The following is a 21,752-nucleotide window of genomic DNA, read 5'->3' on the forward strand; positions in this document are numbered from 1 at the left end:
AGATTAATAGAGGCAAGATATAATTAGAGGTACCGTTAATTCAAGCTCAATGTACGAGGGATAGATTTACTATAAGTAGAAAACAGAGGGATTTTGGTAAAGCAATAGAAAAGTAAATTAGATACCTATACTAAATCTAAGGTTTCCTTCATAGGAGGGAACCTTTTATAGAGTTTTCATCGAATAGGTTCTATCCTCTGTTTCTTCAATAACTCGGCAAACTGATTTGCGGGTACTGGTTTGGAAAACAAATATCCCTGAACGGTGTTGCAATTATAGTTTTGTAGAACCTTCAATTGCTCCATAGTTTCAACGCCTTCTGCGATTACATCCATGTTTAAGTGATTTGATAATTGCAGAATCATATGTACGATGAAATTTGCATCTTCTTGCTTAGTGTTACTCAAATCTTTAATAAAAGAACGATCAATTTTTAATATGTCAATTTTTCCATTAAAATGATGCAAATGGGATAACGAAGAGTAGCCAGTTCCAAAGTCATCTAATGCAATTTTAATCCCTAACTTTTTTAACGCATCTAATTGGGAGAATACAATTTCCTCGTTTCTCATAATAGAAGTTTCGGTAATCTCTATCTCTAAATAACGAGCTTCAAGCTTAGTTTGCTCCAGTGTTTCCCTAGTACTGTTAACTAAATCTGTCTCCATGAAGCGTGAGGCAGATAAGTTGATAGACACTGGAATAGCAGGAAGTTTCGCATCTTGCCAAGCTTTATTTTGAGCACATGCAGTTTTCTTAACCCATTTGCCAATATCATTAATAAAACCTATTTTTTCAGCCAACGGAATAAAATCATTGGGCGATATTAACCCTAATTTAGGATGATTCCATCTAATAAGTGCCTCGGCACCAATAATAACATTTTCTTTCGTATTCACTTTAGGTTGGTAATACAATTCAAACTCGTTTCTATGTATTGCATATATAAGGTCCAATTCCAGCACGGAGGAGGAAGAAACAATTGCTTGGTCGCTAACCACTCCATTTAAGCTATTTAAATCAGTTTCACTATTTTTTTGATGATTATTTTTATTAACTGCGCTATGCTTAATAGACGAGGGATTCGGTTCAAGATTCACTTTAGGCTGCATTGGTTTTTCTCCTTATATATGATTTGGTTTTGTTTAGAGAAGTCCAATAAAATTATGAATTTTATTGGACTTTGTGGGAATTAATGAATATGTGGCAAGTCTAAAGTTGTTATTGGATTCTTAACAGAAAGAGCTTCTTCATTGTTTACATTCAAATTAGGATAAAGTGCTACAGCCAATACGATTAATAAGATAATAGATAATTTTTTCATGTTTTTTACCGTCCTTTTTTATAATATGGGGTGATTTTATGGAGATGAAATACTTAGGTTTAGAGATTAGTAAACTTAGAGCTGATATGGGAATGTCCCAAAAGGAGCTCGCAAAAGATATTTGTACACAATCAACTATTAGTCGAATTGAAGCAGGTGAAGTGTATCCAGCAATAGATACTTTATTGAAAATAGCATTAAAGCTACATGTCCCAGTGGAATACTTTATAGAAATGTTATTTCATAAAAATGTGTTAGAAAGTGAAAGAATAATCAACGAAATTGAAATTCATCTAAAAGCACATAATTATAAAAAGGTTAGTTCTATTATTAGACAAAATAAAATAGAGAAAGATAATATTTGGTTGAATTTATACTTAGATTATATTTTGAATACAGCAGAGTATGCTTTAAAAATTATTTCTCCTGAAAATTGCATAGCAAACCTTAAAGCCTTGCTAAATTTTTCTAACAAAACAACTATTCAGTTTCGATTTTTATATATAAAAATTAATAATTCAATTGCAAATATTTATTCAGATATTGGAGAACGTCATAAAAGCCTGTATTACTATAACAAAATTTTAAAAGAACATATTCATGAAAATTATACAGACTATAAAGTATATGAAACTCTTATTACAGTTTTATTTAATAAGACCAAAGTTCTGTACGATATACAAGAATATGATACTTCCTTAGAAACTGCTAATCAAGGTATTCAAAAATCTAAGGAAAGCTCATTTATGTTCTTAAATGGTCAATTCTTATACTACAAAGGCCAATGTTTAGAAAAGAAGGCCGCTCCATTAGAAGAGATTAAAGAGGCTTATAAACAAGCATTGTTTTTCTTTGAGTTTCAGGAATTACCTTTTTACATTCAAGCAATAAATCAAAATAAAAAGCAATTCTTACATTAGACTGGGAGTCTTGTGTCGATTTTCAGTAAGCTTCTATTGTTAGATGTTTTCCTCCATTTCTGTAATTAAGTAATTTACTCATTCGTTACTAAAAGAGCATTTACAAAAGAGTACAAAATACTTAATAAAACGTGTTTTAAATACTTTTTGCATTTCAAATATACTAGATAAATTGAAAAAAATCTGTAGAATATGCATAAATGGATATTTTCTTAAGTAATCTATAATTAGTTCCAACAGCTCTTTTATTTAAAATCTTTCCTTAACAAGAATATCGGTTATTTTCTTAAGCATTCACTTTGTAGAAGAAGCATCATAAATGGGTATAAAATGGTGATACTAATGCTATTAGGAGGAATGCGATATGAAAGTGAGAATAGAGTGGATTTACAAAACGAAGCGAGGAGCGGAGATGGATTTCTTTTCAGAGGAAGTGCCCGCAGCGCAAGCGTTGTTATTTGCCGAAGATATGGAGCGTACCGGTCGACTAAAGCAAGTTACTTTTGTGGATCGGTTTGATAGTTCGTGGACAGTAAAGGAATTGAAGGGGTATTTGAAAGGTATTGAGACGGAGCCACATAATGTCACGGTTTATTTTGATGGGGGATATGATCGAGATACGAAAAGTTCGGGGCTAGGTTGTGTTATTTATTATGAACAAAATGGCAAGTCTTATAGACTTAGAAGGAATGCTGCTACGACGGGTTTAGAATCGAATAATGAGGCGGAATACGCTGCTATGCATTTAGGGTTACAGGAATTGGATTTGCTAGGAGTTCATCATTTGCCTGTTCGATTTATAGGTGATTCACAGGTTGTTATTAATCATTTAAATGGTGAATGGCCAGTAATTGAGCAGGATTTAACTGGGTGGGCAGATCGAATTGAAGGAAAACTATCGAAGCTTGGCATCCAAGCAGAATATGAGTTGGTGCCAAGGAAAATGAATGGAGAAGCAGACCGTCTTGCTACTCAAGGTTTAAATGGTACTGAGATTAAGGCTGTTATTGAATTAGTAAAGGATTGAATATTAAAATGATGTTGATCATTAACTATATACAATATAAATAAACACCAGTGCCTAAGAGAGACACTGGTGTTTATTTATATTTCTAATTTTATAAGTGTGCTGCATTTTCCTGTTTTGCTGGTGAATCATTATTATCTTCTGGTAATGACTCTTCTTTTTTAGCTAATTTTTTATGTTGTGATTTAGGAAATGCTTGTTTTGCCTCAGCTTTTGAGTTAGCATCCTGTACGTTTTCATTATAATATTGGACGCTTGTCATTGCTCCCTCTTCCACCATACGATTATCATCTGGATCGTTTGGATCAGAGTGACCTGTCTTAGTCGCCTGACTAGGTTTTGTGTTCTTAGAAGACATCATCGAATCGATCTTCGTTTTCGAATTTTTCACTGCTGTTTTTAATTGAGCTTTATTGTTTTTGTTTGTGAAATATACTGCTGCGAGCGCAGTAGCTGCCCCTATTATAAGAGATCTTTTATTTCCGTTTGCCATAAATCATCACTCCCTTTCTTTATATATACCCAAATGTTTTCATGCTCAATCCTTTTACTATTTATTTCATTTTTGTTTGTTTTAATATTCAATGGCAGTACAAATGCCCGATAACGTTTATCCTCATAATAGTGTAAAATAATTGTCTACATACATAAAAAGGAGAATAAAAGCATGACAGGAAACACACACATCATCGGCGGTCTTGCAGCAAGTCTTGCTTTTGCCCAAGTTTCAAATTATGATCCGGTATTATTAGTTGGAGCAGGCGTTGTTGGGGCAATCATCCCGGACATATGCCACGGAGGTAGTAAAATCGGTCGCAAATTTAAAGTATTATCAAAGGTGATTAACACGCTTTTCGGGCATCGTTCATTCACACACAGTTTACTATTTTTAGTATTAATGGCATTTCTTTTGAATGGTTTTATTAACAATGATTCCATCATACTTGGTTTTCTTGTTGGGATGGCAAGTCATTACATACTTGATATGGCAACAAAAAATGGTATTAAATTATTGTACCCACTTAAGATAACGGTTCGATTTCCTGTAACTACGAGAACTGGTGGTACAGTTGAGTATGTCGTATTTGCAGCTTTATCAGTACTAACTGTCTATTTTGGCTACGGGGTATTTGGTAAATATTTATAAATCATTCAACATTGGATGTAATCCTGTAGAATATTTTATCATAACTATATAAATAAAAGAGGCTTATTCCACTTGTCCCGGGGGCGAAACAGTGGAGTAGGCCTCTTTTGTTAGTTATTGCACTCTTGCAAAACCGAAACCAGAAGCATAGTCGTCGCCAGTTGCTGCGCCGCTACCTCCTTTAATATCTACTGCTCTTGCACGGGTTTGTAAATTTGTGCGGAGTTGTGTATGGGACCAAGAGGGGTTTTGGGACCATACCTTTGCTGCCAGTCCAGCTACATGGGGAGTGGCCATTGATGTTCCGCTTATTGTATTATATCCACCATTATTCCAAGTGGAATATATAGATGCTCCAGGAGCTGAAATTTCTATATCTCCTTGTTGAATTACATAGTCTCCGTCAGTGGAGCTAAATCCGCGTGAGGAGAAATCAGCAACCCGGTATGTACCGTTTTGTTGACGATTTTCTAGAGCTGCTACAGCCACAGCATCTACTAAGGCTCCTGGATAACCTATTGATCCTTGGGAAGGACCTGAATTTCCTGCAGCTGCAATTATTAATACTCCTTTGTTATAAGCGTAATTCACAGCACTTGTTATTAAACTATTACTAGCAGAAGAGCCAAGGGACATATTAATAACTGTTTTAGTTCCCGTAGAAACGGCTTGGTCGGCTGCATGTCTAATTGCTGCGGCGATATCATCTGAATATCCCGATCCATCATCTCCTAGAACTTTATAAGCCCATAAGTCAGCACTTGGTGCTACTCCGTAAATTCCTGCTCCATCACTCCCACCATCTGCAAGGGCAGTGCCAGCAACATGCGTACCATGTCCATTTGCATCATTGCAGCTATTATTGACAATTGGAGTAGCGGTAGTGAAGTTTTTACATTGTTCCACTGTATTAGTTAAGTCATAATGATTAATATTTACTCCAGTATCTAAAACCGCAATATTAATACCTGCTCCACCAGAAGTAGCCGTTAAACTTGAATTATTATAAATAGCTTTTATTCCCCAAGGGGTTTGCTCGGTTGGATATTCACCTGCCATTGTTTCGAATTCAGAAGAACGTACATCTGCATCAAGTGTTACTTTGTCAATTTTTGTTACGGTTATATTTTTGTTTTTTTGAAGTGCTTCATATTGATTTTGGTTCATATTAGTGGAGAAACCATTCTCAGTTAACTCCCAACGAACTTGGTATTGATTTTTTATATTATTTTTTGTAGATTTATTATTACTTTCAACATAAACTCGAAATGTCTCTGATCCTTTAGCAGAATCGATTAATTCGGAAGAAGTTGCGTTTACGAATGAAGTACCTTGCAGTGGTATTGTTAATGAACCGATTAATGCTGCGCTTAGTAATAATAATTTTGCTTTGTTCATTTCTCCAAAACTCCTTTTCGATTTTTTTGTAGTGCAATTTAAAACTAGCATACAAAAGTAATTTTGTTTATTGGGAAAATTTAAACTACTATAGTATTATAAGAAAACTAGAAAGAATGTGATTATATGAAAATAGGACCATTGATCAAATATCATCGCACGAAGAAAAAAATGACCCAAGCTAAACTCTGCGAGGGGATTTGTTCAATCACGCATCTAAGTAAAATTGAGAATAATTTTAGAGAAGGAAATGCTGAAACAATTCAATTATTACTAGAACGCTTAAAAATTGATATAAAAGAAGTGGAAAAAGGGGAACGCAATATTCAATACCTACTCGACGAATTTGTTTCTTACCTTCAATATTATGACTTAGAAAAGTTACCTCTAGCTTATAAACAATTAGAAAATTTTAAGGACTTTATTATTTTTACAGACTTTATGTACTTGTATGAACTATATAAGTTTAGGTACTTTCTATCTATGAATGAGCTAAAGGAAGCAGAGAAACAATATAAATGGTTACATGTTCAGAAACAGAATTTTTCCCAACATGAGAGGTATTTACTTTCCTATTTCCATTCGATATCTTTAGTAACAAGAGGTAAATATACGGAAGCTGATAAGAATCTAATGAAAATTATTCGACAAAATATTAATCTAGGTGTTTTTAAAGGAGAGGTTCTTTACCATATTGCGGTAGTTAAAGGCCACTTGGAGGAATCAAATCAAGCAATAATTTACGGAGAAAAAGCTTTGGAATATTTTAAAGAACAAATTAACTTTAAAAGAATTCTTTACACGTTGTTATCGCTTTCGATGAATTATTCACGTGTAAAGGTCTATGACAAAGCACTAGAAACATATGGACACTTACTAAGAAACGCTGAAATATTTAATTATGATTCTTTACTTCCTCAGGTTTATCATAATATTGGAGATTTACATTACATAATGGGGAATTATTCTATAGCAAATGCCTATTTTAAGAAGAGCCAAACAAGAATGCTAAGAGATACGGAAGATTTTCTGTTATGTCTTTTCAATCTTGGACAAACAGAATACCAACTACAAAATTGGGATGCGAGCAAAGGTAATTTTGAATTATTAAAAGAAGAAGCTAGTAAACTTAAGGTTCACCATTATGGAATGTACGCAACCTTTTATTTAATACTCTTAGATAACAAAAAGTCCAAAGCCATGGATTATTTAGAGAAGAAGTTATTGCCGTATATTTCTACTGATGGGCGTTGTGCTGATGCATATAAACTTTTTTCAAACCTCCTTTCTGATTTTTACAAGGAAGAAGGTAAATTTGATAAAGCAGTTTATTTTAAACTTTAAGGAGGTGAATCTTTATGAAGAAAGCTTTCGTAGTTTTAGCTATCATAGTAGTTTCTATTTCAATTAACTTGAATGTAGACAAAGTAGAATCTGTCGCAAATAGTACAATGTCAGATAGTCTATATCTTCCTATTCATCCTCCTATTATTTAAATAAGGTATCGCTTTTTACCAGTCTTTGAGTCAATTAACTCTGAGACTGGTATTTTTTTATGATAATTGAAATCTAAATATTCTCATATTGACTAATTGGTAGTAGAAATGGGATAGTAGAGAGAATATTATTAGAGGGGGATTACATATGACCAAAGCTTTAGTATTAGGTGGAACAAGGTTTTTTGGTGTGCAGTTAGTCGAATCTTTGTTGCAACAGGGAGTTGAAGTGACCGTTGCCTCGCGAGGTAATGTGGAAGATCCGTTTGGAGATAAAGTAAGTCGTATTAAAGTTGATCGTCTCGATGTGGGTGATATGCAGAAGAATTTTGTACATACGGATTGGGATATCGTATTCGATCAAATATGTTATTCATCTCAAGAAGCAATTGATACAATCGATGTGTTTGCCGGTAAAACGAAAAAGTATGTATTCACTTCTTCTAAATCTGTTTATGAACTAGGTGGTGGAGAACAAGGATTTATAGAAGAGGATTTCAATCCATCTGAATACAACTTAAATATTGGGCCAAAAGAAGATTTTTCGTATGGTGAAGGAAAAAGACAGGCAGAAGTAGCATTTTTCAGTCGTGCACCTTTCCCGGTTGTCGCTGTAAGATTTCCTATTGTAATTGGTATAAACGACTATACGGATAGACTCAATTATTATATTAAAAAAGTTCGAGATCAAGCGGATATTCATTTGGTCAACTTAGAAGCTGCCATGGATTTTATATCAGAGGAAGAGGCTGGCGATTTCTTAGCTTGGGTTGGGCAATCCGATTTTGAAGGTCCGATTAATGCGACATCTAACGGAAATGTGAAAATAGGAGAATTGCTTGCCTATATAGAAGAAAAGGTTGGCAAATCAGCGATAGTAGTAGCAGATACGAAAGAAGAGAGTGATTCACCCTACAATATTTCTAAAACTTGGTTGATCAGCAATGAAAAAGCTGATCGGCAAGGATATGAGTTTAGGGAGCTTAAAGAATACCTTCCTAGCCTAATAGAGGAGGCATTAATAAAAATAAATACTAAATAGGTTCCTAGACTCTATTTAGCAAAAGTGAAAGATACTCGTATCACAAGCATACAATCATTATATATTCCACCAGGAGGAGTGTTTGGTATAAAAGCTGTAATTGGTGTGTCGTCAAATATAAAAGAGGATTTGCTATCAGTTCCAATGAGTAATGTGCGTGCAATAACACAATTTGGAGGAGTTCCAATTGTGTTACCAAATTTAGTAGGAGATGAAATTACAGAAATCGCAAATACGATTAATGGTCTTTTACTAACTGGTGGTGGAGATATTGACCCGACATTATTTGGCGAAGAGCCACTTCCGGGTCTAGGTAATATTGTTCCAGAGCGAGATCTATTTGAAATGGCACTTGTTCAAAAAATGCTAGAGTTAAATAAACCTGTTTTAGGAATTTGTCGTGGAGCCCAAATTATGAGTATTGCGATGGGCGGGGATATGTATCAGGATATTTATTCTCAAAAGGATGGACCATTCCTACAGCATGATCAGCAGGCTCCAAATTGGCATGGCTCTCATTTTGTTGAAGTGACGGAGGAATCTTTGTTGCGCAAAATAGTTGGAATGGAAAAATTTAAGGTGAACAGTTATCATCATCAGGCACTTAGAAATATGCCAGCAGGTTTTATCGTCAGTGGTGTCGCTAGTGATGGTGTAATTGAAGCTTTTGAAAGTACGAAGCACCCATTTGTTATGGGTATACAGTGGCATCCGGAGAGCTTGTTAACAAAAGGGGATGCTAGTTCGTGTGCAATATTTCAAGCCTTTATGATTGCATGTATGAAATGAATGTAGAATGTTTTGTCTAGCTGTTGGACCTAAGCTTTAATAAAAACGACTGTTTATACAGTCGTTTTTATTATTCTCCTTTTTACTTAAAAAATGTAATTCATGAAATGTTTTTTCTAGGGAAAGCTATTTGAATCATGAATGAGGAGGTATTGCTTTGAAAATCGGGCTGAGGCAAGGGTTTTTTGTTTGTGTGCTTTCCTTTTTAATATCGACTAATGTTTCGGCCGCGGAGAAAGAGCCGACGCGTGAAGAAATTTTGGAAATGCGCATGGACTACTATATAAAGTATTCAAGTGAGATGCTCCCGTGGTATTACTTGGCAGCAATTGACCAATACGAACGCAATTTACAAGAAGTTCGCAGTGATCTCCCAAAACGAGAGGGAGTTGTGGCGTTTCAATTTTCCGATGACTTTTGGGTTGGATTATTGAATCCTATAAAAGATGATCGGAATAGTACATCCATCACTTTTTTTGATGGTAGTGGACTTGATGGGAATAATGATGGCTTTGCTGATCTTAAACACGATGATGATGTGATGTTTACATTAACTAATTATTTAAGTGAGCGTGTCGTAACAGAAGAAGATTTTGAAAAAACACTGAAGGACTATTACACTCGAGATGAAGCAGTTAAACAAATTATGACAAATGCTGAAATTTATAAGCATTATAATACGGTAGATCTAGATGGACGTGCATTTCCACTGGCACTTCAGCATAATTACAGTTACCGCAGTACTTGGGGTGACAGAAGAGGCTGGGGCGGACGACGGATGCACGAAGGAACCGATTTGTTCGCTTCCTATGGTGTACCTGTGAAGTCCACAACATATGGAATTGTAGAAACAAAAGGTTGGAATGATTATGGTGGCTGGCGTGTTGGAATTCGTGATGTAAATAATACTTATCATTACTATGCTCACTTATCAGGCTATGCAAAGGAATTAAAAGAAGGAGATATTTTGGAGCCAGGAACCGTTATCGGCTATGTCGGAAGCTCGGGTTATGGTCGGGAGGGGACCTCTGGTAAATTCCCACCACATTTACATTATGGAATGTATAAATTTAACGGACGTACAGAATGGGCTTATGATCCTTTCCCACTGTTAAAACGTTGGGAGCAGCAGGAAAAGAGTGCGAAAAAGAATCCAGCAGCAAATTAGTTGCTGGATTTACATTTCTATAAAAGCAAGCGTTAACCAGAAAAAATGAAGGAATAACACACTTACATAGAGAAAAATAGCAACATTCAATAAAACTACTATAAATGGTCTCGATTTTAATTTGGAAACAATACCTATTAGTAAAATAGGAAGAGCAATTTTTATCAGATAAAAGCCTATTAAGTTACCTTCATATAGGTTCCGCATAATAGGGTTTGCTTCTGTAATATGATGACTTTGAATACCAAAATCGGTAAAGAAAGCATCGAGAGTAGCAAGTATTAATAGGATTATTCCTAATTTGACTAATTTATTTTGTATGAATGAGAGGGGATTTGTAAGCAATAGAAAATGTACTCCTTTTACTTTTTTCTATTAGTATGTGATTGAAGCAGCGGATTATATTCTTCATTTGCAAAATAGCTTACAATGAGATGAGGTAGGAAAGGTTGTGCTAAAAATGAAGGATGTTCCATTTGTTTGTTCTTGGTCGGGAGGGAAGGATTCTGCGATGGCCTATTTTCGGGCAATGAAAATGGGGATGAAACCGAAGAGGTTACTGACCATGTTCGAAGAAGAAGGAGAAATTTCTAAATCTCATGCACTACCATTTGAAGTGGTAACAGCTCAGGCAGAACGGTTAGGAATACCATTAACTACAAAAGAAGCAAGCTGGAGTTCCTATGAGGGACTATTTACCGAAGCAATGGACGAATGTCGCGCTGAAGGAATTACTCATGGCGTCTTTGGAGATATTGATCTAGATGGTCATTTAGAATGGGTTCAAAATACGTGTGCAAAATCGGATATAGTTGCGGTTCATCCCCTATGGAAAGAACCACGCCATAAAATTATTGTAGATTTGATAGATGCAGGATTTGAAGCCTGGATTGTAGTAGTGAACACTACAATGATGCCAGCTGAGTTTGTTGGCAGGAAGTTTTCAAAAGAGTTGATAGTACAATTGGAAGCTCTAGGAATTGATGCTTGTGGAGAAAATGGAGAATTTCACACGGTTGTTGTGGATGGCCCCATATTTTCTAGTAGAGTGCCTATAAAAATTGGACAGACTATAGTAAAGGGTGACTATATTTTCTCTCCGGTAATGATTAATGATTAATACAAACGGAAAAGGGTATCGTAAAGAAGAAAATACATATTATTTTGAAATGGTGGAGGAGAAAAATGACCAAAATGAATAGAGGAATTATAACTGCTTTATCGGCAATAGGGCTAGCACAGGGTTTGAAGGTATTAACACATAAGAAATTGACGGGCAATTGGGATTTGAAACAGGCGTTTACTACAGGGGGAATGCCAAGTTCTCACTCTGCAGGTGTCGCAGCATTAGCATCTTATGTTGCTGCCAATAAGGGAACTCGACATACAGAAACTGCTCTTGCTGTTGTTTTCGGGGCAATTGTTATGTATGATGCGCAGGGAATTCGAAGACATACAGGGGAAATTGCACAATTAGTAAACGATTTGGAAGATAATATTGCAGCACTTTCAGGGAATTTTCCAAGTTTTGAATATGTTCAACGAGAAGGCGAATTAAAAGAACTTCTTGGACATCAACCAGTAGAAGTAATGGCAGGTGCAATATTAGGAACTGCATTTGGGGTATTATGCGCTAAATTAGAAGATTAATTAATCCATTTAGATAGGAAAGGCCGAGTTAGATAGTAATTCTAACTTGGCCTTTCTTATTGTTTATTTTTTCGTCCATCTTTAAACTCAATCTCTAAATCTGTTAAATAATCTCTAATAAATTGACAAAGTAAAACCAAGTTGAAAAGATCCAACTTGGCTAAATAAGGTTATTTTTTAGAATCTGTATAGGTTTTAACTTCCTTTTCACCATTATAAGCAATCTCTAAATTAAAGTTTTTATATTCTTCAATACCAAAGGCAAGTGTTACTCTTTGAATGACATCTTCATCTGCCATATCTTTGTTTAGTTGTAGCTCGCCTAAAACAGAATGAAGAAGTTCCTTGGCTTCTTCTCCTTTGATATCAGCAGCATCGAGTTCATTGGAGTAAAGAGAGTCTTTCGGTTCTTTACTATATTGAGCAACTACCGCCTCTTTTGTATCGGCAGTATCTATTTTTAGATTAAACGTTTCGAATGCTACTTCTTTTGGCTCCTCTTCAGGAGTTTCTACAACAGTATCCTCTTCTGTTGTTACTTCTTCTTGTTTTTGAACTTCTGATTCATTTAGTTCGTTTTCTTCTACCTCATCATTGTTGTCTCCACAAGCTCCTAGCAGTAATGCCGAAGTTAGAAATGTAGATGTAAGTACTTTAAATTTGGTGGTTTTCATCTAGTTGGCTCCTTTCCAGGTGTTTAAACCTACTCTTTTATTATATAACCCAAATTGTTAGCCCTAAACATTTCCAGATAATTTAAAATAAATGTAGAAAATGATTATGACTATAACAATGGGGGTAAAGAACTGTAATATTAAAGTATAGGAAGGTGATGGAATGGGAAATTATAAAGAAATTACAACAGTTAATCAGTGGAAGAATATCTTTGATGAGTCAAAGGATAAAGCAATCCTAGTGTTCAAACATAGTACAACATGTCCTGTGAGTGCACATGCATACGGGGAATTTACAGCTTTTAATAATTCAATAGAAAGTTATTTAGTGAAAGTTATAGAAAATCGTGCAGTATCTAATGAGATTTCAAAGGACCTTGGCATTCAACATGAATCTCCTCAGGCGTTTGTCATAGCAAATAGTGATGTTGTATGGAATGCCTCTCACTGGAAAATTACGAAAAAGGAGTTAGATAAAGTAACTGCATCATTATAAAAGATTGGAGCAATGAAATGGAATCAATACTAAAAGTAAAAAATTATTTAGTGGATAATGCCGAGAAGATTATACGAGACATGACGGATACAGCAAACGACAATCATAACCCGAAATTATCACCGGAAGAGTTGGAACAATTCATTCAAAAAAATACGCAGTTTTTAGTATTGTTGGCAGATTCCTTACAAGGTTCAAGAGAGTCGGCAGAGGAAGAACTGAAACAATGGAGTAAACAGACGGGGGAAGAAGAAGCTAAATTGTTCCGTCGATTTTCTAACATTATGAAACCGTACGCAAATCGCCGATTAATATTTTTACAAAAAATTTCTCAAATATCCATGGAGCATGGACTGTCTACAGAAGATGTTATTAAAGTAAATAATCGCTTTTGTTATTTAATGGATGTCAGTATGGCAGAAACGATTAGTGCGTATGAAATGTATCGGGACAAGTCAATAAAAGATCATCAACGTGAAATCAATGCACTATCTGCACCAATTGTTCCTATTCAGGACGGTGTGGCAGTATTACCATTAATAGGAGCGATTGATTATACACGGGTGCAGCATTTATTAAATTATGTTGTTCCGACCATTCCAGATTTGAAAATTGACTATCTCATTATTGACTTTAGTGGAACTATGGCAATAGATATGGAAATAGCACAGCATATATTCACTATTCACAATGTGCTCGGATTATTAGGTATCCATGTGTTATTCTCCGGTATTCGTCCTAACTTATCGATGACTGTCGTGAAAGCAGGGATTGATTTTACCTCTTTTAATACATATGGTAGTGTAAAAATGGCCATTAATAGTTTGAAGTAATAATCTCCAATAAATTCAATCCTATCTTCGGGGATTGGATTTTTTTTGTATTTCTGTTTAATTTTTCTTTGTGGTGGGTAACTAATCTATGTCAAGGATATAAAAAGTTGAATTGAAGGAGGAGAGAGTATGCTAGATCGTTATTACTGGAATGATACCTTATCTTATATACCGGAGTTAGTTGTTGCAATTCTTGTGCTTCTTATTGGATTTATCGTTGCAAAAGTATTGGAAAATGCAACTCACAAATTATTACGTAAGTTTAGGGTAAATGAACGATTAGGAAACACGAAGTCTAAATGGACCGTAGAAAAAGTTATTAGTAAGGTTGTTTTCTTCATCGTATTGATTTTAGCACTTGTTTTATTCTTTAATATTTTGAATTTAAATACGATGGCAGCACCATTTGTTTCGATGTATTCTGGTTTGACGGGGGCTTTCTTGAACATTTTGAAAGCTGCTTTGATATTATTATTTGCTTGGGTTTTAGCTACTGTTGTGAAAAAAGGGATTCAAATGCTTGGATCAAAGTTCAATTTGAACAAGTATTCGGAGAAAGCAGGGTTTGACGCAAAACCTGAAAATCAAATGAAGTGGACAGATACTGCAGCTAAAGTTGCGTATTATTTAATCTTCCTATTATTCATTCCAGCAGTGTTAAGTGCACTAGGAATTGATGGGTTAAGTGGACCGTTTGAAGGAATGCTCGCAAGTTTCTTTACCTTTATACCGAAGTTAATATCAGCGGTACTTGTATTTGCTATTGGTTGGTTTATTGCGAAACTAGTTCGTAACTTACTAGAAAAGTTATTGCATTCAGCAGGATTGGACCGCTTAGCTAATAAATGGAAATTGTCCTCGTTTGTTGAGGGAACAAGTTTATCTAAAATTGTAGGCATCCTTGCATTTGTTTTAATAATGATTCCAGTTTCCATTACAGCACTGGAGATTTTAGATTTAGAAGGTATTTCAGGGCCAGCCATTGCAATGTTAAATGATGTCATGACAATGCTGCCGAAAATTTTCGTAGCAATTGTACTTGTATTAGTTGGTATTGTTGCAGCTAAATGGGTCAAGGATGTGGTTGTATCTCTCCTTGAAAAATTAGGTGTGAATTCTATTTTTGGAAAAATGGGCTTCCAATCTGCTAATGGAGCAGCACCATCTTTTGCTACTTTAATAGGGACGATTGTACAAGTCATTATTATCCTACTATTTGTAGTGGAAGCACTTCAATTATTAGAGCTAGACTTTATGGTAACACTGGCAACAGGTATCTTTGCTTACTTGCCATCTGTAATTGCAGCTATTATTATTTTAGCGGTAGGCTTCTGGTTAGCTAGTTTAGTAGAAAAAATAGTTGGAAACGTAATGACGCATTCATCAGGAACACCACATTTCCTTCGTTATGTAGCAAAATATGCTATATTAGCATTTGCATTTTTCATGGCATTAGACCAATTAGGCATTGCCGCATCTATTATTAACGCAGCATTCATCCTTATTCTTGGAGGAGTGGCATTAGCATTCGGACTTGCATTTGGACTAGGCGGTCGCGAACATGCTGCAAAATATTTAGCGAAAATGGAAAAAAGCTTAAATGATGCAGAAGTTTCTACTGAAAGATATCAACAAGAAAAAGAAACAATGAAAGAATCATTTAAAGAAAACTTTCAAGATCCTAAAAAAGCGGAACAAAGCTTAAAGGGCACAAGTCCCCATATGGACGAAGTGAACCCTATTCAAGAAGCGGATGTAAATGTTGTAAACCCGGCTCATGAGGAAGATTCCCCAAGCACGGGTTATAATATCCCATCAACGGATGATCTTCACCCGTTTGAAGACTTACCACCAATTGATGAAAGAAAAGATGAACAATAAAAATATGAATTGGCTCCAGCGAGTATAAAACTCGCTGGAGCTTTTTTTGGAAAGGAATATTTTTTGCATTTAGAAGCGAAAATTATTAATGACCACCATGATCATCGATCGATTATTGCCGCTGATCAATCGATTCTTGCTATTGATCGATCGATTATTAGTGGCTATCGCTCGATTTTATAGGATCATCAATCGATTATCTTCAACCATCGATTGATTCACACTTTTATATGGTTGGAATTCCCCGTTAAAATAGTTATCGTTTTGCTATTAATTATGTATAATAATATTAAAGTTATAATATTATATAAATTCAGAATAATTGAATGCGAGACAGGATAAAGGGGGAATAGAATGTTAGTATCAGAGAGATTGGCATACTTAGCAAAGGAAACACCTAAGAAAATTATCACTTCTTTTCAAGGCAGGGAGACAAGCTACAAGGAATTGTTCGAGCAGGCAAAACGTCTTGCAGGATATTTTCAATCGAAAGGGTATGAGCAGGAAGATATCATAGCGGTATACTTGATAAATTCCGATTATTTTCTGACTTGTTATTATGCATGTCAGTTAGGCGGATTTACAATTCTTCCGATTAATACGAAGCTAACTGCTCCAGAAGTCAATTATATATTTAAGCATTCAGAGGCAAAGGCCTTAATATATGATACTCGATTACACTCAATATTAAATGACCTTCCAGAAACAATGAATAGTTTTGAGGATCTTTTATATTTAGGAGAAGAAAATACGCTTCTGGAAGTGTTCAATAATGATAGTTTGTTATTTAATGAAGGAAAAGTAGATGAAAATACAACGACTGTTATCTTTTACACATCTGGTACGACAGGTAAGCCAAAAGGGGTTATGCTTTCGGCGGCGAATGTTCGAGCAACGGCGAAGCTTTATGTCGAAGCACTTGAACTAAACTCAGCAGATCGTATGCAAATAGTAGCTCCTCTTTTTCATTGTGCAGCAAGTCATGTATTTAGTATCCCGGTTATTTATGCTGGTGGAACTGTTGTTATTGAAGAAGGCTTTTCTCCAGAACAAACAATGGATACATTAGAACAAGAGAGAATCACCGTCTTTTTTGGTGTTCCAGCGATGTATAGTATCTTATTGAATAGCCCTAAAATGGAAATACTCAAGTTAACTAATCTAAGATTGTTTACGTATGGTGCAGCGCCTATGCCATTTGAGTTAATCCGTAAAATAAAAGCAATGTATCCAGAAGTGAAAGTTCAAAATATATATGGGCAAACGGAAAACTCGCCGGCGGCAACGACGTTGAAGGATCGTTATGCCCTGGAAAAAGTAGGATCTGTCGGAGAGCCGGTACCAGGAACACAAGTGCGAGTAGTTGACGAGCAAGGTAACCCTTTGCCTATTGGGCAAGTAGGTGAAATTGTTGTGAAGGGACCTCAGTTAATGAAGGGATATTTGAAAAATGACGAAGCAACACGACAGGCAATTAGAGATGGGTGGCTGTACACTGGGGATTTAGGACGAATGGATGAGGACGGTCTATTATATATTGTCGACCGAAAAAAAGATATGATCATTCGTGGTGGAGAAAATGTATTCCCAGTAGAAGTAGAAGAGGTGCTTTATGAAATACCGGAAGTACTAGAAGCCGCAGTAATTGGTGTCCCTCATGAGGTATATGGGGAAGTTCCAAAGGCGTATGTAGTTTTGAAGGAAGGGAAACTGCTTAAAGAAGAAGATATATTGGGTAAATGCTCCAAAAGTTTAGCGAAATATAAGCTCCCCGTAGAAGTCGAATTTATCGACAGCTTACCACGTAATGCAAGTGGAAAAGTCCTAAAGACTACATTACGAGACTGATAATAATGACATTCTACTTCTGATAAGGAATAGGATGTCTTTTTTGTATTTCTCCAAATAATTAGCTAACCTGCAAAATTCATGTACAAGTGTAACTGATATAAAATAAAAAACAGGCAAAAAGATGCCTGGTCTTCTAAAAAAAATATAGATATGCTATTGATTTCTGCTCCGAGAGTCCACATGTAACGGAAATCAGTAGTATGATTCATTCCATAACTACGTATTCATATTGTATTTTTATATACTTATCTATTAAAAAAGCTTTCGGAGAGAAGATCCGAAAGCTAGAGTGTATTGAATCATGCAGCAATTACGATTTTCTTTTTCAGGAATCCAAGGGTTATAGCTGTTATAAAGGATCCCACGAGAATAGCGAATGCATACAATAGTATATTTATCGCACCTCCATCAACAAGGCCGATCACAAAAATTCCACCGTGAGGAGCGCGCAAACCAATGTCAAACAGCATTACCAATGCACCAGTGACTGCAGCTCCGGCAACAGAAGCTGGGATAACGCGTGCGGGATCTGCTGCTGCAAACGGAATAACACCTTCCGTGATAAAGCTAGCACCGAGCACATAAGCTGTCTTGCCGGCTTCTCGTTCAGGTTTTGTGAATTTATTTTTGAAAAGTGTGGTAGAAATCGCTACGCCAAGTGGCGGTACCATTCCTGCTGCCATGACAGTAGCAATGAAATTAAAGTTTTGTGCATCAAGCATAGCAATGCCAAATGTATAAGCCGCTTTATTGACAGGACCGCCCATATCAATAGCCATCATGCCTCCTAGAAGTAATCCGACAAGCACTAGATTTGTCCCACCAAGGCTTTCAAGAAAACTTGAAATGCCTGTATAGACTTTCGTCAATTCAGGATTGACTAACATCATGATTATTCCAGTAATGGCAATTGAAAACACTGGGAAGAACAATACTGGATTTAACCCTTCAAGTGAATTAGGAAGTCTTGAAAATATTTTTTTGACTAACAGCGTAACATAACCAGCGAGGAACCCGGCAATCAGTCCACCAAGAAATCCGGAACCACCACTTGCTCCTTCAACGCCTGTTACGGTAATAGCAATCAGTCCGCCGACCATTCCTGGTGCAAATCCCGGACGTTCGGCAATACTCATTGCGATAAATCCGGCTAGAACTGGAACCATTAGGAAGAAGGCATTGCCTCCACCAATAGTATTCAGCATAGCAGCGAATTCATTGTATTCAGGACTGTCAGGATTTGATGCATTTATGCCCCAGAAGAAGGAAATGGCAATTAGAATACCCCCACCTACGACAAATGGTAGCATATTGGAAACACCGTTCATTAAATGTTTATAAAACCCGCCTTTACCTTCACTAGAGGATGCTTCATCCTTTGACTTGTCATGCTTATAGATCGGTGCATCTTGGTTAACCGCTCGATTCAGTAAATCGTCTGTTTCATAAATCGCTTTGCCAACTGCAGTCTGGATGACATGTTTTCCATCGAAACGAGCCATATCCACTTTGGTATCTGCTGCCACGATAATAGCTTCTGCTTCTGTAATTTCCGCATCGGTCAGTCGATTTTTTACACCACTCGAGCCATTGGTTTCCACTTTCAGTGTAATACCAAGTTCTTTTGCACGATCATTGAGTTTTTCTGCCGCCATATAGGTATGGGCGATTCCTGTCGGACAGGCTGTAACCGCTAGAATCTTTTTAGCGGATGAACGAGGTTTATCCTTTTCTTCAAGCGGCTTTTCTGACCCTTCGGCTTCCATCTCCTTGTCTGTAATCGCTTGCAAAACTTGCTGTTTAGAACTGGCTGCAAGAATACGTGAACGGAATTTTTCATCCATTAAAAATGTTGCTAGTCTTGACAAGGCTTCCAGATGATCATCATTGGCACCTTCAGTGGCTGCAATCATGAAAAATAGATGAGCGGGTTGGCCATCCAATGATTCATAGTCGAGACCATGTTCAGATCTGCCGAATGCAATGGCTGGAGCATCGACTGCTACTGACTTGGCATGAGGAATGGCAATGCCTTCGCCGATACCTGTAGTGCTCTGATTTTCACGCGTTAGGATATCCTTCAGGAACGCTTGGCGGTCCACTAGTTTTCCGGCCTGTTCCAATTGTCCAGTCAATTCTTCCAGAACCTGTTGTTTTGAAGTGGCATCTAAATTCAGTATAATTGTTTCTTCTGTCAATAATTGTGTAATTTTCATCCTGTCACATCCTTCATCAGATTGGGGTGATTTCTACTTGTTCTAGTAATACTTCGACGCCTTGTTGATCACATAAATCTGAACGGAAGGCCGTGGCGCTTCCACTTGCAACACCGTAACGAAAAGCTTTTTCAGGATTTTCGTCTTTTGAATAGGAAGCGATGAAACCAGAAACGAGTGAATCGCCTGATCCTACTGTATTGATGACAAGACCAGTCGGCGCTTTAGCTCTTAAAGAGAGGTCTTTGGTAACGAGTAAAGCCCCGTCGCCGCCCATCGACACGATGACATGTTTGATGCCATTTTCTAAAAGTCTTCTGGCATAATGATGGGCATCCTTAATAGTTGTGATTTCGGTATCGAATAATTCTCCTAGTTCCTCGAGGTTAGGCTTGATCAAAAAGCAGGGTACTTTTGTCAGTTTTTTCAGTGCTTGACCGGAAGTATCAAGTACAAAGTGCACTCCGTTCTCCCTACAGATTTCCGCAAGGTCAAGAAAATAGCTATCGGAGATGGAGATAGGAAGACTGCCTGCAAGAATGAACCAATCGCCTGTTTTCATGCCTTTTACTTTATTTGTGAGAACTAGTAATTGTTGCTCCGTTAATTTTGGACCTGGCCCGTTTAATTCTGTTTCTTTATCTGCCTTTATTTTAATATTTATCCGGGTTATTTCCGAAGTTTCAATGAAATCAGTATCTACTCCTTCTTTTTGTAGAAATTCTTCTATATAGCTACCTGTAAAGCCGCCAGTAAATCCTAGGGCTTTGCTCTTAACACCAAGTCTGTTCAATACTCTGGAAACATTAATACCCTTGCCGCCAGGATAATAATATACTTCTTCGGAGCGGTTTAGTTTTCCATTTTCGAAAGCCGCCAGGTAAACGGTATAATCGATTGATGGTGTAATAGTGCAAGTATAAATCATTCGTGCACCACCTTTACTGAAGTTTTTTTTCTGAAAATATCCAAAGTTTCTGCCGGTATACTATCGATGATGAGTTCGGCCTTTTCCAAATCCATGATTTTCGCAAAACTAACTTGATTGATTTTTGAATGATCAGCTAGCACAAAGGTTTTTCTAGACAAGGAACTTGCCAATAGTTTGATAGCTGCTTCTTCAGGATCCGGTGTCGTATACCCATATTGCTCATGCAGACCATTAACACCAAGAAAACAGATATCAAAACGATAGTTTTTCATAGCCCGGGCAGTTTGAGAACCGACAAATGCACTCGTTTTAGACTTAAATAATCCACCGGTTAAATACGTGGTGATGCCATAATCTTTCAAGGCATCAACGAGTGTCAAACCATTAGTTACAACCAAAAGGTTTTTGTTTTGCAAAAATGGAATCATTTGAAAAGTTGTGGTACCAGCATCCAAATAGACGCTGTCTCCTTCTTTGATCAGTTCCGCTGCAGCTTGTGCAACATGAATTTTTTCGGCTAGATTCTGAGTAGATTTATCTGTCACACTTTGTTCTATTAGATTGCTCCTAGTCAGAATAGCGCCTCCGAAAACGCGTTCTAGTTTTTGCTGGCTTTCAAGTTCTGTTAAGTCTCTTCGAATTGTCGATTCGGAAGCCGCAGTTTCATCCACCAATTCTTGGATTTTTACCGTTTGTTTTTTTTCTAGCTTTTTTAAGATATAAGCATGTCTCTCGTTTGTTAACAAGTAATCAACCGCTTTCTTGAATAGAGTTAAATTTCTGTTAAATAAATAATACCTGAACTCATAATTTAATTCAATCACAAACATTCATAAACGCCCAAAAACAATCATTTTTTCTCTCTCTTTCTTAATTTTGCTCTCAACCTTTATCTAATGATGAATAGCG

General features: G+C 36.4%; 24 protein-coding genes. 15 read left to right on the forward strand and 9 right to left on the reverse strand.

Annotation, left to right across the window (positions count from 1 at the left end):
* Positions 1-176: 176 nt before the first annotated feature.
* Together MHI40_RS04100 and MHI40_RS04105 are read right to left on the reverse strand one after the other, a co-directional pair.
* Positions 177-1,112, reverse strand: a complete 936-nt coding sequence (locus MHI40_RS04100; RefSeq protein WP_340761636.1) for a putative bifunctional diguanylate cyclase/phosphodiesterase — start codon at positions 1,110-1,112, stop codon at positions 177-179.
* An 80-nt stretch (positions 1,113-1,192) separates the two neighbouring features.
* Complete coding sequence (locus tag MHI40_RS04105; RefSeq protein ID WP_340761637.1) at positions 1,193-1,324, reverse strand: hypothetical protein; 132 nt, start codon at positions 1,322-1,324, stop codon at positions 1,193-1,195.
* A 38-nt stretch (positions 1,325-1,362) separates the two neighbouring features.
* Here MHI40_RS04105 and MHI40_RS04110 point away from each other — a divergent pair, with 38 nt between their 5' ends.
* Both MHI40_RS04110 and MHI40_RS04115 read left to right on the forward strand, forming a co-directional pair.
* The gene (locus MHI40_RS04110) at positions 1,363-2,244 is read left to right on the forward strand and encodes a helix-turn-helix domain-containing protein (protein ID WP_340761638.1); all 882 of its coding nucleotides are present in this window, start codon (positions 1,363-1,365) and stop codon (positions 2,242-2,244) included.
* Between the two features lie 364 nt (positions 2,245-2,608).
* Positions 2,609-3,271, forward strand: a complete 663-nt coding sequence (locus MHI40_RS04115) for a ribonuclease H family protein (protein WP_340761639.1) — start codon at positions 2,609-2,611, stop codon at positions 3,269-3,271.
* A 91-nt stretch (positions 3,272-3,362) separates the two neighbouring features.
* On the opposite strand, the gene MHI40_RS04120 is transcribed toward MHI40_RS04115, so the two are convergent.
* Positions 3,363-3,764: a hypothetical protein gene (locus MHI40_RS04120; protein ID WP_340761640.1), complete on the reverse strand. Its 402-nt coding sequence runs from the start codon at positions 3,762-3,764 to the stop codon at positions 3,363-3,365.
* 174 nt (positions 3,765-3,938) lie between these two features.
* Between MHI40_RS04120 and MHI40_RS04125 the strand changes: the two genes are divergently transcribed.
* Positions 3,939-4,418: a metal-dependent hydrolase gene (locus MHI40_RS04125; RefSeq protein WP_340761641.1), complete on the forward strand. Its 480-nt coding sequence runs from the start codon at positions 3,939-3,941 to the stop codon at positions 4,416-4,418.
* 114 nt (positions 4,419-4,532) lie between these two features.
* Here MHI40_RS04125 and MHI40_RS04130 read toward each other — a convergent pair whose 3' ends face one another.
* The gene (locus MHI40_RS04130; RefSeq protein ID WP_340761642.1) at positions 4,533-5,816 is read right to left on the reverse strand and encodes a S8 family serine peptidase; all 1,284 of its coding nucleotides are present in this window, start codon (positions 5,814-5,816) and stop codon (positions 4,533-4,535) included.
* A 126-nt stretch (positions 5,817-5,942) separates the two neighbouring features.
* On the opposite strand from MHI40_RS04130, the gene MHI40_RS04135 reads away from it, so the two are divergent.
* The 5 genes from MHI40_RS04135 to MHI40_RS04155 all read left to right on the forward strand — a co-directional run bounded on the left by MHI40_RS04135 (position 5,943) and on the right by MHI40_RS04155 (position 10,311).
* Positions 5,943-7,160, forward strand: a complete 1,218-nt coding sequence (locus tag MHI40_RS04135; RefSeq protein WP_340761643.1) for a helix-turn-helix domain-containing protein — start codon at positions 5,943-5,945, stop codon at positions 7,158-7,160.
* A gap of 14 nt (positions 7,161-7,174) precedes the next feature.
* Positions 7,175-7,312 carry a hypothetical protein gene (locus MHI40_RS04140; protein ID WP_175496261.1) on the forward strand — a complete coding sequence of 46 codons (138 nt, stop codon included), beginning with the start codon at positions 7,175-7,177 and terminating at the stop codon, positions 7,310-7,312.
* A 148-nt stretch (positions 7,313-7,460) separates the two neighbouring features.
* Positions 7,461-8,354, forward strand: a complete 894-nt coding sequence (locus tag MHI40_RS04145) for an NAD-dependent epimerase/dehydratase family protein (RefSeq protein WP_340761644.1) — start codon at positions 7,461-7,463, stop codon at positions 8,352-8,354.
* Between the two features lie 87 nt (positions 8,355-8,441).
* Entirely contained in the window at positions 8,442-9,143 is a 702-nt protein-coding gene (locus tag MHI40_RS04150; RefSeq protein WP_340764381.1) for a gamma-glutamyl-gamma-aminobutyrate hydrolase family protein, read from the forward strand.
* A gap of 163 nt (positions 9,144-9,306) precedes the next feature.
* On the forward strand, positions 9,307-10,311 hold the full coding sequence (locus tag MHI40_RS04155) for a M23 family metallopeptidase (RefSeq protein WP_340764383.1): 1,005 nt from the start codon (positions 9,307-9,309) through the stop codon (positions 10,309-10,311).
* Positions 10,312-10,320: 9 nt separating this feature from the next.
* Here the strand turns inward: MHI40_RS04155 and MHI40_RS04160 are convergent, their stop codons facing one another.
* Positions 10,321-10,656 (reverse strand): DUF5658 family protein, encoded by a 336-nt coding sequence (locus tag MHI40_RS04160; RefSeq protein ID WP_093537205.1) that lies wholly within the window; start codon positions 10,654-10,656, stop codon positions 10,321-10,323.
* Positions 10,657-10,771: 115 nt separating this feature from the next.
* Here MHI40_RS04160 and MHI40_RS04165 point away from each other — a divergent pair, with 115 nt between their 5' ends.
* Positions 10,772-11,431: a Dph6-related ATP pyrophosphatase gene (locus MHI40_RS04165; protein WP_340761645.1), complete on the forward strand. Its 660-nt coding sequence runs from the start codon at positions 10,772-10,774 to the stop codon at positions 11,429-11,431.
* A gap of 65 nt (positions 11,432-11,496) precedes the next feature.
* Entirely contained in the window at positions 11,497-11,961 is a 465-nt protein-coding gene (locus tag MHI40_RS04170) for a divergent PAP2 family protein (RefSeq protein WP_340761646.1), read from the forward strand.
* Between the two features lie 170 nt (positions 11,962-12,131).
* Here MHI40_RS04170 and MHI40_RS04175 read toward each other — a convergent pair whose 3' ends face one another.
* A complete protein-coding gene (locus MHI40_RS04175; RefSeq protein WP_340761647.1) occupies positions 12,132-12,635 on the reverse strand; it encodes a YusW family protein in 504 nt (167 codons plus the stop codon).
* A 163-nt stretch (positions 12,636-12,798) separates the two neighbouring features.
* On the opposite strand from MHI40_RS04175, the gene ytxJ reads away from it, so the two are divergent.
* The 5 genes from ytxJ (at position 12,799) to MHI40_RS04200 (ending at position 17,693) form a co-directional block, all read left to right on the forward strand.
* Positions 12,799-13,131 carry a bacillithiol system redox-active protein YtxJ gene (gene ytxJ / locus MHI40_RS04180; RefSeq protein ID WP_340761648.1) on the forward strand — a complete coding sequence of 111 codons (333 nt, stop codon included), beginning with the start codon at positions 12,799-12,801 and terminating at the stop codon, positions 13,129-13,131.
* Positions 13,132-13,148: 17 nt separating this feature from the next.
* Complete coding sequence (locus MHI40_RS04185; protein WP_340761649.1) at positions 13,149-13,964, forward strand: STAS domain-containing protein; 816 nt, start codon at positions 13,149-13,151, stop codon at positions 13,962-13,964.
* 129 nt (positions 13,965-14,093) lie between these two features.
* Positions 14,094-15,845, forward strand: coding sequence for a mechanosensitive ion channel (locus tag MHI40_RS04190; RefSeq protein ID WP_340761650.1), 1,752 nt, complete (start codon positions 14,094-14,096; stop codon positions 15,843-15,845).
* A gap of 9 nt (positions 15,846-15,854) precedes the next feature.
* On the forward strand, positions 15,855-16,028 hold the full coding sequence (locus tag MHI40_RS04195; RefSeq protein WP_175496262.1) for a hypothetical protein: 174 nt from the start codon (positions 15,855-15,857) through the stop codon (positions 16,026-16,028).
* 171 nt (positions 16,029-16,199) lie between these two features.
* On the forward strand, positions 16,200-17,693 hold the full coding sequence (locus MHI40_RS04200) for a class I adenylate-forming enzyme family protein (RefSeq protein ID WP_340761651.1): 1,494 nt from the start codon (positions 16,200-16,202) through the stop codon (positions 17,691-17,693).
* 302 nt (positions 17,694-17,995) lie between these two features.
* Here MHI40_RS04200 and MHI40_RS04205 read toward each other — a convergent pair whose 3' ends face one another.
* From MHI40_RS04205 to MHI40_RS04215, 3 genes are read right to left on the reverse strand one after another with little or no spacing between them, the layout of a single operon-like run.
* Positions 17,996-19,912 carry a PTS fructose transporter subunit IIABC gene (locus MHI40_RS04205; protein ID WP_340761652.1) on the reverse strand — a complete coding sequence of 639 codons (1,917 nt, stop codon included), beginning with the start codon at positions 19,910-19,912 and terminating at the stop codon, positions 17,996-17,998.
* Between the two features lie 16 nt (positions 19,913-19,928).
* The gene (gene pfkB / locus MHI40_RS04210) at positions 19,929-20,840 is read right to left on the reverse strand and encodes a 1-phosphofructokinase (protein ID WP_093537214.1); all 912 of its coding nucleotides are present in this window, start codon (positions 20,838-20,840) and stop codon (positions 19,929-19,931) included.
* Positions 20,837-21,589 (reverse strand): DeoR/GlpR family DNA-binding transcription regulator, encoded by a 753-nt coding sequence (locus MHI40_RS04215; protein WP_340764384.1) that lies wholly within the window; start codon positions 21,587-21,589, stop codon positions 20,837-20,839. Before MHI40_RS04215 ends, pfkB begins: the two co-directional genes overlap by 4 nt.
* Positions 21,590-21,752 lie beyond the last annotated feature (163 nt).

It is taken from the genome of Psychrobacillus sp. FSL H8-0510, assembly GCF_038008345.1.
Classification (GTDB): Bacteria; Bacillota; Bacilli; order Bacillales_A; family Planococcaceae; genus Psychrobacillus; species Psychrobacillus psychrotolerans.